We start from the raw sequence: 13,626 nt of genomic DNA on the forward strand, positions 1-13,626 counted from the left end.
CTACGGGTACGTAGGTTACGGTAGCGTAGGCACGCGAGAGGAGGCCTGACGATGGCAATCACCGACGTTCCCGAATTCGCGCATCTGACCGATGCGGACATCGAGAGTCTGGCCGTGGAGTTGGATGCGATCCGCCAGGACATCGAAGACTCCCGCGGTGAGCGCGATGCGCGCTATATCCGCCGCACCATCGCCGCGCAGCGGGTCCTGGAGATCGCAGGCCGCGTGATGCTGGCCGCGAGTTCGCGCCGCTCCGCGTGGTGGGCAGGCACCGTGACGCTGGGCGTGGCCAAGATCATCGAGAACATGGAGATCGGCCACAACGTCATGCACGGTCAATGGGATTGGATGAACGATCCCGAGATCCATTCCTCGACGTGGGAGTGGGACATGAGCGGGGCGGCCAAACACTGGCGCTTCACCCACAACTTCATGCACCACAAGTACACCAACATCCTGGGCATGGACGACGACGTGGGCTACGGCCTGCTGCGTGTGACGCGCGACCAGAAGTGGAAGCCGCACAACGTTTTCAACCTGCTGTTCAACACCATGCTCGCGACGCTCTTCGAGTGGGGTGTCGGACTGCAGCACCTCGAGATCGGCAAGATCTTCAAGGGCCGCGACGATCGCAAGGCGACGATGGTGCGACTGCGCGAGTTCGGCACCAAGGCCGGCCAGCAGGTGGTCAAGGACTACGTCGCGTGGCCCGCGGTGACCTCGTTGTCGCCGGGCGCAACCTACAAGTCGACGCTGAAGGCCAATGCGGTGGCCAACATCATCCGCAACATCTGGTCCAACGCGGTGATCTTCTGCGGCCACTTCCCGGACGGCGCAGAGAAATTCACCAAGACCGACATGGTCGGCGAGACCAAGGGCGAGTGGTACCTGCGCCAGATGCTGGGCAGCGCCAACTTCGAGAACGGCCCGGTACTGCGGTTCATGAGCGGCAACCTCTGCCACCAGATCGAGCATCACCTGTACCCGGATCTGCCCAGCAACCGGCTCTACGAGATCTCATCGCGGGTGCGCCAGTTGTGCGACAAGTACGACCTGCCCTACACGACGGGTTCGTTCCTGGTGCAGTACGGCAAGACGTGGCGGACCATCGCCAAGCTGTCGTTGCCGGACCGGTTCCTGCACGACACCGTCGACGATGCCCCCGAGACCCGCAGCGAGCGGATGTTCGCCGAACTGGAACCGACGCAGCGGCGTGGCCTCAAGTCGTCGATCGCGGCCGTGCGGGCCCGGCGCCGCGACAAGCGCGCAGCGAAACTGGCCGCCTAGCGCAACCCCCCTTCCGCGAGCGTGCGTGTCTGCACACGACACGCCGCGGATTTACGGCAGTTTGCGCACGCCGACGGCGTGGCGAGCGTGCGCCCCCTGCGGGCGCGCGGTGTCGGTAGGCCTGCGGTGTCGGTGTCGACTCCCGACCACATCCGGGCGTCGGCGATGGAACGTCAGCGCAACCCCTTCCCGGACGGCTCCTCGAGGATCCGGGGTAGGGCAGATCCGTCATGGATTCGGCATCGAATCGCAGATCGGGGTCCGCGAGTGTGCCCAAAATGCCTAATATGCGCGGCGTTTCGTGTGCAAACACGCACGCTCGCGCAAAAGGGGGTCAGGGGTGCAGGGCGGCCAGTAGCCGCCGGGCGGCGGCGACCCGGTCGACGGCGGGACCGGTCAAGGTGTCCAGCGCGCACTCCGGATCGGCGGGAGCACCCATGTGCCCACACCCGCGGGGGCAGTCCTTGATGGCTTCGGCCAGATCCGAGAACGCCAGCAGCACATCGTCGGGCTCGATGTGCGCCAGTCCGAACGACCGGATGCCGGGCGTATCGATCACCCAGCCGCCGGATTCCAGCGGCAGTGCGACCGACTGGGTGGAGGTGTGTCTGCCCTTTCCGATATCGGTCACCTCCCCGGTAGCCCTCTCAGCCTGTGGCACAAGGCGATTCACCAATGTCGACTTTCCCACGCCCGAATGGCCGAGCAGAACCGTGACACGGTCGGTCAGCATCGGGGCCACCGCATCGAGCGGATCGTCGCGGCCTGCGGCGGTGATCGTCAGATCGAGATCGGCGAACTGCGCCGCAAACGGTTCGGGCGGAGCGAGATCCGTCTTCGTCAGGCACAGGATCGGTTTGAGCCCGCCGGCGTAGGCCGCTATCAGTGCACGCTCCACCAGCCCGGTGCGGGGCGGCGGGTCGGCCAGTGCGACGACGATCAACAGCTGGTGGGCGTTGGCCACCACCACCCGCTCGGTCGGATCGGTGTCATCGGCCGTGCGGCGCAACACCGTTCGCCGATCACCGCGCCGGACGATCCGGGCCAGCGTGTCGGGCCGGCCGGACAGGTCACCGACGATGCCGACCTCGTCACCGACGACGATCGGGGTGCGGCCCAGTTCGCGGGCGCGCATCGCGACCACGCGACGGTTCGGATCACCGCCGAGCGCGCACCCCCAGCGGCCCCGGTCGACGGTCACCACCATCGCTTCCTGCGCGTCGGCGTGCTCAGGCCGAATCTTGGTCCGCGGCCGCGAGCCTCGGCCGGGTCGCACCCGGACATCGGACTCGTCGTACTCGCGTCGGCTCAAGCGCGGTCGGCCTCGGTCGTCTGCCCCGCGAGCATGTCGGCCCACAACTGGGCGAAACCGGGCAACGTCTTGGCTGTGGTGTCGATGTCCTCCACCGCGACGTCGGGCACTCGTAGCCCCACGATCGCGCCCGCGGTCGCCATCCGGTGGTCGGCGTAGGACCGCCACAACCCGCCGTGCAGCGGCCGGGCCGTGATCACCAGCCCGTCCTCGGTCTCCTCGCACTGACCGCCGAGACCGTTGATCTCCGCCGACAGTGCCGCGAGCCGGTCGGTCTCGTGCCCACGCAGATGCGCGACACCCGACAGCTTCGACACCGAGTCCGGAGCGGCCAGTGCCGCCAGGGCGGCGACGGCGGGCGTGAGCTCGCCGACGTCGTGCAGATCGACGTCGATACCGCCGTACACTCCGGCTCCCGACACTTCGAGATAGGTATCACCGTGTTGCACAACAGATCCCAACTTCTTCAAGATCGAGACGATGGCATCGGCCGGCTGCGTGCTCACCCGGGGCCAGCCCGTCAACCGCACGCTGCCCCCGCTGACCACCGCGGCGGCCAGGAACGGCACCGCGTTGGACAGGTCGGGCTCGATGTCCCAGTGCCGGGCTGTTATCGGCCCCGGCGACACCCGCCACTGGTTGTCCCGGCCGTCGTCGACGGCGACTCCCGCGTCGCGCAGCATCGCAACCGTCATCGCCACATGCGGCGCGGACGGGACCGAGTCGCCGGTGTGCACGACGGTCAGCCCGTCGCGGAACCCGGCGCCCGACAGCAGCAGCCCCGAAACGAATTGCGAGGACGACGAGGCGTCGATCTCCACCGTTCCGCCGATGACCGATCCGGCGCCGCGCACCGCGAAGGGCAGCCCGTCGCCGTCGATGTCGACACCGAGGCCGCGCAACGCGTCCAGTAGGGGAGAGATGGGCCGGGCGCGGGCCTGCTCGTCACCGTCGAACGTGACGGTGGCGGTGCCCAGAGCGGCCACCGGCGGCACGAACCGCAACACCGTGCCGGCCAGTCCGCAGTCGATGCGCGCACCCTCGCTCGGTGCGATCCGGCCGCTGACGGACAGTTCGTCGGCGTGGCCCTCGACCGTCACGCCGAGCGCGGCCAGCGCACCGATCATCAGGTCGGTGTCACGGCTGCGCAGCGCCCCGCTGATCGTCGATTCGCCGTTGGCTGTGGCCAGCGCGGCCAGCACCAGCGCCCGATTCGTCTGCGACTTCGAGCCGGGCACGGTGACGGTGGCATGCACCGGAGTGGTTGTCGACGGTGCAGGCCAGGCCTGGCGTTCGTGGTGTGCGGGCGCGCTCACCGCTCCATCTTCCCCTGTCGGCTCGCCGTGTAACCATGGGCTTCATGTGTGGACGTTTCGCGGTGACCACAGACCCGGCGCTACTGGCCGAGAAGATCAAGGCGATCGACGAGACCACGGCGGCCACCACCGGCGGCAAGGATGCGTCGGGGCCCAACTACAACGTCGCGCCGACCACGACCGTCAGCACCGTGGTCAAGCGCCACAGCGAACCCGATGACGAGGCCACCCGGCGGTTGCGGTCGATGCGCTGGGGCTTGGTGCCGCCGTGGGTGAAGGCCAAAGAGGACGGCAGCCCCGAGACTAAGGGGCCGCTGCTGATCAACGCCCGCTCGGACAAGCTGACCACCTCGCCGGCGTTCCGCAACTCGGCCAAGAACAAGCGCTGCCTGGTGCCGATGGACGGCTGGTACGAGTGGCAGGGCGAGCGAGGCGCCAAGACGCCCTTCTTCATGTATGCGGGCGACGGTGAGCCGCTGTTCATGGCGGGGCTGTGGACGACGTGGCGGCCCAAAGACGCACCCAAGGACGCCAAACCGCTGCTCAGCTGCACGATCATCACCACCGACGCCGCCGGGCCGCTGGCCGAGATCCACGACCGCATGCCGCTGACCGTCAGCGCTGGTGATTGGGACCGCTGGTTGGACCCCGACGCGCCGATCGACGAGGGGCTTCTGCGCGGCCACGGAGACCTCGATCGCATCGAGATCCGCGAGGTGTCTCGGTTGGTGAACAGCGTGCGCAACAACGGCCCGGAGTTGATCGAGCCGGTCGAACCCTCGGCCGAACAAGGCACCCTGCTTTGACGCAGCCGGATCCGCCCGGCCCGCTGTCCGATGCCGCGGTCGTCGACGCGCTGGCCGCCGACCTGCGCAGCGCGGGGTACACCACCGACGGGGTGGCCGCCCTGCTCGGCGCCGACGCCGACGCCGCATTCGGCAGGGGAGTGGGGTGGCCGGCCCTGCGGGCCACCGATCGCGTCCTGCGCACCGGGACAGCACAGCAGCGACGGCTGGCGGTGCTGGTGCGCCTGTTCCTGCTGGGTTCGGCCGAACCCGCCGAAAACGTCGGCCTGGCGTTCGGCTCCGTCGACGTCGACGCGCTGGTGGCCAACGCCGTGTTGGAGTGGGCGGCCGACGGCGCCGTGCGCGCCGCCCTTGACGTCCGGCCGCACAGCGACGGCGTCAACGACTTCATCGTCGTCTCCGACCTGGACGCGTCGATGCGTCCGGGGCCGGTGCGACACGACCACGTCCTCGGCATCGGTGGTGCGTCGGTCTCGCTGGCCCGCGCGGTGGTGCGCACGCCGGTCGCCCGCGCGCTGGACCTCGGAACCGGGTGCGGAGTGCAGGCGCTGCACCTGAACGGGCATTGCGCGCAGATCGTGGCCACCGACACCAACGAGCGGGCACTCGCGCTCGCGGCGGCGACCGCGCGCCTCAACGACATGTCCTGGGATCTACGGCGCGGCACCCTTTTCGAGCCGGTCGCCGGCGAGCGTTTTGACCTCATCGTCTCCAACCCGCCGTTCGTCGTGGGCGCAGGCGACCGCGACTACCTCTACCGCGACTCGGGACTGGCCGGGGATACCCTGTGCCGCAACCTGGTTGAGCAGCTTGGCGCCCATCTGCAGCCTGGGGGCACGGCGTTGGTCATGGCCAACTGGATCGTGCGCCGAGACGACTGGCGCGACCGGGTGCGGCGTTGGTTGGCGGGCACCGGTCTGCACGCGTGGGTGGTACAGCGCGAACTCGCCGACCCGGTCAGCTACGTGTCGCTGTGGACGGCCGACGCCGGTGAGGATCCGGATCGGGCGGCGAGCCGGGGAGGGCAGTGGCTCGACTGGTTCGCCGATGAGGGCATCACCGGCATCGGCATGGGTGTGATCGCCTTGCGCGCGGCACGATCCGGTGCGCACCGGCCGGTAGAGCATGTTCTCGAGGAGATCACCGGCGCCGACGAGGCGCTCACCGGCGACGAGGTCGACGCGTTCTTCGCCCGTCGGGAGTACCTGCACGACACCTCAGACGAGAAGTTGCTGGCCGCGAGGTTGTCGACCGCGCCGGTGTTCCTCGACGAACAGTCGCTGCCGGGGCCCGACGGCTGGCAGGTCGTCGGCGCGGCCGTGCGCCGCCCGGGTGGGCCCGGCGCCGTCATCGGCGTCGACGAGATCGGGCGGGCGTTGTTGGCCGGCTGTCGGGGCGAGGTGCCGTTGGGGACGTTGATCGACCTGCTCGCAACCGTTCACGGCGTCGAGGCCGATGCGCTGGCGCAGGCCGCGCTCCCCGTCGTGCGGGAGGCGATCGGGCGGGGCATCCTCTACCAGGCCGGCCCTTGACAGAGGATTCCTCGGTCCGGTTAGAGTAATCCTCGTGCCATCGCGGACGCGTCCCGATGCGCGGAGCCGGTTGCTCGCCGTCGCGCGCCGCCGCTTCGCGTGCAACGGCGCGCTCTCGGCCACCCTCGACGAGGTGCGCCGCGAGGCCGGGGTGAGCGTCGGGGCGCTGTATCACCATTTCCCCGACAAACTTTCGCTCGCCACCGCTGTCTTCGCCGAGTTGCTCAGCGAGTACCAGGCCGGGTTCGTCACCATGCTGCGCGGACACGACACCGCCGAGGGCGGCATCCGCGGCGGTGTGACCTATCACCTGCGGTGGATTTCTGCACATCGCGGCGAGGCCGGCCTCCTGCTCGGCCCCAGGCTCGACAGCGCGGAGCTGCGAGCACACAACGACGTCTTCTTCGCGGCCATCGGCGACTGGTGGCGTCCGCATCACGCCTACGGCGCGCTGCAGCCGATGCGCCCCGGGGTGACGGCAGCGCTGTGGCTCGGTCCCGCCCAGGAATACAGCCGGTACTGGGTCGCCGGAGCTGCCAAGCGGATACCACCCGGCACCATCGAGGCCTTCGCTGACGCTGCATGGAAGGCGTTGCGCACCAACGACACCGAGGAGGACCCGTCATGACCGATTCGCTGTACCGGACCATGGTGACCGACGGTGACGAGGCCGAGGCGCCACTTCGGGTGCGCGTCGAGCACCGCGGGGACAGGGCCGTCGTCACGCTGGACGAGCCACGACGGCTGAACGTGCTGTCCGCCCCGCTGGTGCGACAGCTACGGCGGGCGCTGACCGACCTTGACGCCGACCCGGACGTGCGTTCGGTCGTGCTCACCGGCGCCGGTCCCGGCTTCAGCGCCGGCGGCGACCTCCGCATGATGGACGCCGCGATCGACCAGCTCGGCGCACCCGAGGGCGCCGCCGACATCTGGCGTTGGATCCGCCGCGAATTCGGTGGCATCGCGCGGTTGATCGCCGGATCGGACACGATCTTCGTGGCCGCGCTCAACGGCGCCGCGGCAGGTGTTGGGCTGGCCTGGGCGCTGACCTGCGACCTCGTGGTCGCCAGCGAACGTGCCGTCGTGGTGCCCGCATTCGCCAAGTTGGGCCTGATCCCTGAGGTGGGCACCAGTTGGGCGCTCACCCGACGCCTGGGTTACCAGGGCGCGCTCGCCTACTATCTGCGCGGCGAGCACATCGACGCCCGCGAGGCGCAGCGGCTCGGGCTCGTGCAGGAGGTCGTTGAACACGACCGCCTGCTCGCGGTCGCCGACGAGTGGTGTTCGCGAATCGCCGCGCTCCCGCCGCACGCCGTCGCGATGAGCAAGCCCCTGCTGCGGGCGGCCGCCGACGCCGACTGGTCCGACGCCCTCACCCTGGAAGAGTTCGCCGAACCCACCTGCTTCACCACCGCGGCGTTCGCCGACAGGGTGCGCTCGATGCTCTCCTGAAGCGGCACCGGCATGCGCCGGCCGCGGTCATGATTTCCCGCATTTGCCTGATCACGCCAGAATGGGCATTAACATAGTGCGGGTAGGTCGGATGAGGGGGTCGAGCGTGGTCAGTGCGGTGCGGAAGCTTCTGAGCTTCGAGATGACGCTGGCCGAATGGATCGGCACCGGGCTCATCCTCGCCGCACCCTACGTCGTCGTCGGCATCGGCTGGACCGCCCTGCGCATGGACCGACTGGACGGCAGCGGGCTCACGTGGCTGCTCCAGTTGATCGGCTCCGTCGCGTTCTGGCCCGCACTCGTCTTCTCGGCGGTGTGTGTCGGATGACGAACCGCTACCGCATCTCGGTCCGACGGCGCACCGCCCGATGGGACCCCGAGGCCGATGTGACCGCCGGGGACGCGATGGACTTCTGGGCGTTCGCGGGCGGGGCCGCCAACGTCGTCATGCAACTGTCCTGGCCCGAGGTCGGCTACGGCGTCGCGGAGAGCAAGGTCGATTCGGGCAACCTGCTCAAACACCCGTGGAAGCGGGCACGCACGACGTTCCAGTACCTCGCCGTCTCGGTGCTGGGGACTCCCGATGACCGCGCGGCCTTCCGGGAGGCGGTCAACACCGCGCACCGCCACGTCAAGTCGACCGCCGAGAGCCCTGTGCGGTACAACGCCTTCGACCGCGACCTGCAGATGTGGGTGGCCGCTTGTCTTTTCGTCGGGCTGGAGGACACCTATCAGCTGTTGCGCGGTGAGATGACACCGCAGCAGGCCGAGCAGTTCTACCGCTCCGCATGGCCACTGGGCACCACCCTGCAGGTCACCGAGGACCAGTGGCCGCCGACGCGCGCGGAGTTCGACGACTACTGGCGAACCGCGTGCGAGCGGGTGAAGATCGACGACCGGGTACGTGCACATCTGATGCACATGCTGGATCTGAGGATGATCAACCCGCTACTGGGACTGCCGTTCCGGCCGCTGCTGAAGTTCCTGACCACCGGATTCCTCGCACCGGTGTTCCGTGAGCAGATGGGCCTGCGGTGGAACGGGTTTGCCCAGTTCCTGTTCGAATGGCTTTTCCTCACAGTCGCTTTCGTCAACAGGTTCATGCCGGTGTTCCTGCGCCAGGGCGGCAGCTACGTGCTGCTCGCGGACGTGCGCCGCCGGGTCCGTACGCACAAGGCACTGGTATGACGGGGCTGCGGCGCCTGCTCAGCCGCCGGATCAGCGTCGAGGCGATGATCGAGGCCGGCATGTGGCTCGCCATCCCGTACCTGCTGATCGGTCTCGTGTGGGCGTTCTTCGACGCCGAGCAGGTGCAGCTCATCGACACCGCGTTCCGCACCCGGATCCCGGCGGGTTCGGACATCGGCGCGTTCATGGCGACCGCGCTGTTCTGGCCGGCCAACCTGTTCGGCATCGAACTCTGCGTCCCCTGAGGTTCGGGCTTGCGGGCGGTTGAGGTTGCGAACAGGGGCAACCGAAGTACGCCAATAGCCCGCCGAAGCACCCCGCCAGTGGGACGCTCAACCTCGAGTGAATCCCACGGAAGGAGCCCGCATGACCACCTCCCCCACCGTGCGGTTCTGGGCCGCCGTGCGCGGCGTGTCGGCCGTCGCGACACGAGGAACCGGCGAATGAAGTGCCGAGGCGCGATCCTGCGCGGTGTCGGGCGAGACTGGGAGATCGAGGAGATCACGCTCGACCCGCCCCGTGAGGGTGAGGTGCTGGTGAAGATGGCGGTGGCGGGGATCTGCCATTCGGACGACCACTACTCGACCGGCGATGGCGTGATGTCGGACCAACTCGCCGCGATCGTCGGGTCGACCGGCGGAGTGGTGCCGGATTTTTTTCCCATGCTCGGCGGGCACGAAGGCGCCGGCGTGGTCGAGGACGTGGGTCCCGGCGTGCGGTCGGTGCAGCCGGGTGACCGTGTGGCGACCTCCTTCATCCCCGCGTGCGGCACCTGCCGGTGGTGTGTGTCGGGAATGACCTACCTGTGCGACAACGGCGCCATGATGTTCGACAAGGGCATGGTCACGGACGGCACCTCCCGCCGCCACGTCGGCGACGAGAACCTCACGGCTATGACCCAACTCGGCACGTTCGCCGAATACGCCGTACTCGCCGAGGAGTCGGTCATCAAGATCGACGAGTCGATACCCCTGGAAGCGGCGTCGCTGGTTTCCTGCGGTGTGACGACCGGTTGGGGCTCGGCGACGGTCGGCGTAGGCACACAGCCCGGCGAGACCGTCGTCATCATCGGCGTCGGGGGAGTGGGCATCAACGCCGTGCAGGGCGCGCGAGCGGCCGGGGCTGTCTCGATCGTCGCAGTGGATCCCGTGGACTTCAAACGGGATACGGCCAAGTTCTTCGGCGCCACCGAGACCGCTGCGTCCGCCGAGGAGGCGATCCCGATGGTGCGCGAGCTGACCGCCGGTGTGATGGCCGACCGGGTGGTGCTGACCCCGAGTGTGCTGCCGGCCGAACTGCTGGCGCCCGCGATGATGTTGACCCGCAAGGGCGGAACATGTCTGATGACCGCGATTCCGAAGCTCGATGTGAACATCGTGCCGCTGCTGCTGGTGGACTTCATCCAGTCCTGTAAGACCCTCAAGGGACTGTTGTACGGCGGGATGAATCCGCGGGCCAGCATGCCGATGTTGTTGACGATGTACCGCAACGGCAATCTGATGCTCGATGAGTTGATCACGCGGCGTTACCGGCTCGATCAGATCAACGACGCGATCCGCGACATGCGCGAGGGCCGTAACATCCGCGGCATCATCGAGTTCGAGTAACAGACAGGTGCGTTCGGGCCCGTGACGGAAGCCTCCGACGACTTCGAGACGTCGCTGGGATACCCCGTCGACGCCGCACCGGTGCCGCGACCGATTTTTTCCGAACAACGGTGGTGCGATCTGACTTTCGTGCACTGGCCGGTGCGCCCGGATACGGTCGCGGCGCTGTATCCGCCCGGCACGCGCCCCGACGTCTTCGGCGACGGGTTCACCTACGTCGGACTGGTGCCGTTCCAGATGCGCGGCACAACGCTGGGGCGTGCCATGCCGCTGCCGTACTTCGGCACCTTCGCCGAGACCAACGTCCGCCTCTACTCGATCGACGAGTCGGGCCGCCACGGCGTGGTGTTCCGCTCGCTGGAGACCGCGCGGCTGGCGGTCGTGCCCACCCTGCGCCTCGCCCTCGGCATCCCCTACACGTGGGCGAAGATGCGCATCGACAGGACGGCCGACACCATCACCTACACCAGCGAGCGGCGGTGGCCGCGACGCGGATTGCGCAGCGTCGTCACCGTGCGCGTCGGCGACCAGGTGACGCCCACCCCGCTGGAGGTGTGGCTGACCGCGCGCTGGGGCGCGCACACCCGCAGGGCCGGCCGTACGTGGTGGGTGCCCAACGAACACGACCCGTGGCCGCTGTGTGCCGCCGAAATCATCGGCCTGCGAGACGATCTCGTCGCCGCCGCGGGAGTCACCCCCGCGGGCCCCATGCTGCGCGGGTTGTTCACAACGGGGGTGCAGGCGCGGTTCGGGCGCCCGTGCGTCGTCGCCTGACTACGGACCCGTGTACCCCGGCGGGTTGGGAGTGTCCACCCACAGGTCGACGCCCAGTTCGGCACCGGGGACGCAGTTGTACACCGACAGGTCGGTCACACCGGATTCGAGCAGCACGTCCTCACACAGCAGCGACTGCCCGGTGAACTCGCGCGCGGGCTTGGTGAGGACCACGTACGCGGCGTCGGCGTAGACGTCGGGCTTGCGGGCGCGGCCCATCGCCTCGTCACCGCCCAACAGGTTCTGCACGGCCGCCGTGGCCACCAGCGTGCGCGGCCACAACGTGTTCGAGGCGATGCCGGCGTCGCGCATCTCTTCGGCGATCGCCAACGCGCACAACGACATTCCGTACTTGGCCATCATGTAGGCGGTCGGCTTGAGCCACTGCGGCTCCAGACGCACCGGCGGTGACAGCGTCAGGATGTGCGGGTTCTCCCGGCCCACCATGTGCGGGATGCACGCGGCCGATACCGCGTAGGTGCCGCGCACCTGGATGCCGTTCATCAGGTCGAACCGCTTCAGCGGCACGTCGGTGATCGAGCCCAGGTTGATCGCCGAAGCGTTGTTCACGCAGATGTCGATGCCGCCGAACTGCTCGACGGTCTTGGCGACGGCTGCGGCCACCGAGTCGCCGTCGCGAATGTCGCCGACGATCGGCAGCGCCTGGCCGCCGGCGTCCTCGAGCTCCTTGGCCGCGGTGTACACCGTGCCCGGCAGCTTGGGATGGGGCTCGGCCGTTTTCGCGATCAACGCGACGTTGGCGCCGTCGGCGGCCGCGCGCTTGGCGATCGCCAGGCCGATGCCGCGGCTCGCGCCGGAGATGAACATGGTTTTCCCGTTGAGCGACATGACCTCACACTAACCGCCGCGAAACCGGATTCCGGCAGCTGAGCACTCGAACTCTGCCTGCCGGAATACCGTTTCGGGGAGAAGGACGCCGCACCGGAGCGTCACGCGCAGATGTCGGCGGTGACGGCGTCGGTCAATCGGATCAGGTCCTGCGGCGCCACGGCGACGTCCCAGCCGCGTTTGCCGGCACTGCACAGCACCCGATCCCAGGCCAGCGCGCTCGCGTCGACGACCGTCGGCAGCGGGGTGCGCTGGCCCAGCGGGGAGATACCGCCGACGACATAGCCCGTCGACCGCTCGGCGACCAACCGTTCGGCCATCGTGGCCTTGGGCACGCCGAGGGCCGCCGCAGCCGCCTTCAGTGAGAGCTTGGCCGGCACCGGCAGGACCGCGACCCCCAGGCCCTTGGGCAACGCCAGCACCAACGTCTTGAGGATCTGGCCGGGTTCGACGCCTTCGGACCGGGCGAGCGCCTCGACCGCCTCCGCGCCGAACGAGGGATGCCGGGGATCGTGCCGGTACCGCAGAACCTCGTGCGCGACGTCGGCGGCCACCAGGGCCGCGATGGCCGGAGTTGCTGCGCGTGGCACCGCGTCAGCCTAGTGCGATGCGCCTACGTCGCGATTCGGGGAACAACCAGGACCGACTCCACTGTTGTTGACGGTGGCTGTACCTCGGCACAGGTTCGCGGACAGAAAACATGTCGGTCTCAACCTCTAGGATGAGTGAAGGGGGTCAGGTGCCAACGCTGGCCATGGACTTTCCAGTGCTCCCGGTGGATCTACCGGGTCTATACGCTGGCACCGCGACAGAAGGGACGGTGTTCCCCACGATGACCGACTCCGACGGGTCCACGCGAGATTCGACGCCGGAGGCTCCGCAGGAGACCGACGCCGAATTGACCGCGCGTTTCGAGCGCGACGCGATCCCGCTGCTCGACCAGCTGTACGGCGGCGCGCTGCGCATGACGCGCAACCCCGCCGACGCCGAGGACCTGTTGCAGGAAACCATGGTCAAGGCGTACGCCGGCTTCCGGTCGTTCCGCGAGGGCACCAACCTCAAGGCCTGGCTGTACCGCATCCTCACCAACACCTACATCAACAGCTACCGCAAGAAGCAGCGTCAGCCGGCGGAATATCCCACCGAGGAGATCACCGACTGGCAGCTGGCGGCCAATGCCGAGCATTCTTCGACCGGACTGCGCTCGGCCGAGGTGGAGGCACTCGAGTCGCTGCCCGACACCGAGATCAAGGAAGCGCTGCAGGCGCTGCCGGAGGACTTTCGGATGGCGGTCTACTACGCCGACGTCGAGGGCTTCCCATACAAGGAGATCGCCGAGATCATGGACACGCCGATAGGCACGGTGATGTCCCGGTTGCACCGGGGCAGGCGCCAGTTGCGCGAGCTGCTGGCCGGCGTGGCCCGCGACCGCGGGTTCGTCCGGGGACAGCAGATGGACACACCCGAGGAGGTCTCGTCGTGAGCTCGTTCTCTGACGAACAG

The 13,626-nt window shown here is 68.5% G+C and carries 15 protein-coding genes; 11 read left to right on the plus strand and 4 right to left on the minus strand.

The genetic code is table 11. The features are described from left to right. The first annotated feature begins 51 nt into the window (after window positions 1-51). Window positions 52-1,287, plus strand: coding sequence for a fatty acid desaturase family protein (locus AU197_RS02490; RefSeq protein ID WP_064400766.1), 1,236 nt, complete (start codon window positions 52-54; stop codon window positions 1,285-1,287). A gap of 334 nt (window positions 1,288-1,621) precedes the next feature. On the opposite strand, the gene rsgA is transcribed toward AU197_RS02490, so the two are convergent. Both rsgA and aroA read right to left on the minus strand, forming a co-directional pair. Then, the gene (rsgA, locus tag AU197_RS02495) at window positions 1,622-2,599 is read right to left on the minus strand and encodes a ribosome small subunit-dependent GTPase A (RefSeq protein WP_064400767.1); all 978 of its coding nucleotides are present in this window, start codon (window positions 2,597-2,599) and stop codon (window positions 1,622-1,624) included. Continuing rightward, window positions 2,596-3,915, minus strand: coding sequence for a 3-phosphoshikimate 1-carboxyvinyltransferase (gene aroA / locus AU197_RS02500; RefSeq protein WP_064400768.1), 1,320 nt, complete (start codon window positions 3,913-3,915; stop codon window positions 2,596-2,598). Before aroA ends, rsgA begins: the two co-directional genes overlap by 4 nt. Before the next feature lie 44 nt (window positions 3,916-3,959). On the opposite strand from aroA, the gene AU197_RS02505 reads away from it, so the two are divergent. The 9 genes from AU197_RS02505 to AU197_RS02545 all read left to right on the plus strand — a co-directional run bounded on the left by AU197_RS02505 (window position 3,960) and on the right by AU197_RS02545 (window position 11,274). Further along, a complete protein-coding gene (locus tag AU197_RS02505; protein ID WP_197415436.1) occupies window positions 3,960-4,721 on the plus strand; it encodes an SOS response-associated peptidase in 762 nt (253 codons plus the stop codon). Continuing rightward, on the plus strand, window positions 4,718-6,253 hold the full coding sequence (locus AU197_RS02510) for a DUF7782 domain-containing protein (protein ID WP_064400770.1): 1,536 nt from the start codon (window positions 4,718-4,720) through the stop codon (window positions 6,251-6,253). Before AU197_RS02505 ends, AU197_RS02510 begins: the two co-directional genes overlap by 4 nt. Before the next feature lie 34 nt (window positions 6,254-6,287). Beyond that, window positions 6,288-6,881, plus strand: coding sequence for a TetR/AcrR family transcriptional regulator (locus AU197_RS02515; RefSeq protein ID WP_064400771.1), 594 nt, complete (start codon window positions 6,288-6,290; stop codon window positions 6,879-6,881). Continuing rightward, complete coding sequence (locus AU197_RS02520) at window positions 6,878-7,705, plus strand: enoyl-CoA hydratase/isomerase family protein (RefSeq protein WP_064400772.1); 828 nt, start codon at window positions 6,878-6,880, stop codon at window positions 7,703-7,705. Before AU197_RS02515 ends, AU197_RS02520 begins: the two co-directional genes overlap by 4 nt. Window positions 7,706-7,823: 118 nt before the next feature. Then, window positions 7,824-8,033 (plus strand): hypothetical protein, encoded by a 210-nt coding sequence (locus tag AU197_RS02525; protein ID WP_082696477.1) that lies wholly within the window; start codon window positions 7,824-7,826, stop codon window positions 8,031-8,033. After that, the gene (locus tag AU197_RS02530; protein WP_064400774.1) at window positions 8,030-8,893 is read left to right on the plus strand and encodes an oxygenase MpaB family protein; all 864 of its coding nucleotides are present in this window, start codon (window positions 8,030-8,032) and stop codon (window positions 8,891-8,893) included. The genes AU197_RS02525 and AU197_RS02530 overlap by 4 nt, the downstream gene beginning before the upstream one ends. Next, on the plus strand, window positions 8,890-9,138 hold the full coding sequence (locus AU197_RS02535; RefSeq protein WP_064400775.1) for a hypothetical protein: 249 nt from the start codon (window positions 8,890-8,892) through the stop codon (window positions 9,136-9,138). Before AU197_RS02530 ends, AU197_RS02535 begins: the two co-directional genes overlap by 4 nt. Window positions 9,139-9,336: 198 nt before the next feature. Continuing rightward, the gene (locus tag AU197_RS02540; RefSeq protein WP_082696456.1) at window positions 9,337-10,500 is read left to right on the plus strand and encodes an NDMA-dependent alcohol dehydrogenase; all 1,164 of its coding nucleotides are present in this window, start codon (window positions 9,337-9,339) and stop codon (window positions 10,498-10,500) included. A 21-nt stretch (window positions 10,501-10,521) separates the two neighbouring features. Beyond that, the gene (locus AU197_RS02545; RefSeq protein WP_082696457.1) at window positions 10,522-11,274 is read left to right on the plus strand and encodes a YqjF family protein; all 753 of its coding nucleotides are present in this window, start codon (window positions 10,522-10,524) and stop codon (window positions 11,272-11,274) included. Here AU197_RS02545 and AU197_RS02550 read toward each other — a convergent pair whose 3' ends face one another. Together AU197_RS02550 and AU197_RS02555 are read right to left on the minus strand one after the other, a co-directional pair. Continuing rightward, entirely contained in the window at window positions 11,275-12,123 is an 849-nt protein-coding gene (locus AU197_RS02550) for an SDR family oxidoreductase (RefSeq protein WP_064400776.1), read from the minus strand. Between the two features lie 101 nt (window positions 12,124-12,224). Next, window positions 12,225-12,713, minus strand: a complete 489-nt coding sequence (locus AU197_RS02555; protein WP_064400777.1) for an aminoacyl-tRNA deacylase — start codon at window positions 12,711-12,713, stop codon at window positions 12,225-12,227. Window positions 12,714-12,955: 242 nt separating this feature from the next. Here AU197_RS02555 and AU197_RS02560 point away from each other — a divergent pair, with 242 nt between their 5' ends. Next, entirely contained in the window at window positions 12,956-13,606 is a 651-nt protein-coding gene (locus tag AU197_RS02560; protein WP_064400778.1) for a sigma-70 family RNA polymerase sigma factor, read from the plus strand. Window positions 13,607-13,626 lie beyond the last annotated feature (20 nt).

Source organism: Mycobacterium sp. IS-1590, from assembly GCF_001500025.1.
Lineage (GTDB): Bacteria > Actinomycetota > Actinomycetes > Mycobacteriales > Mycobacteriaceae > Mycobacterium.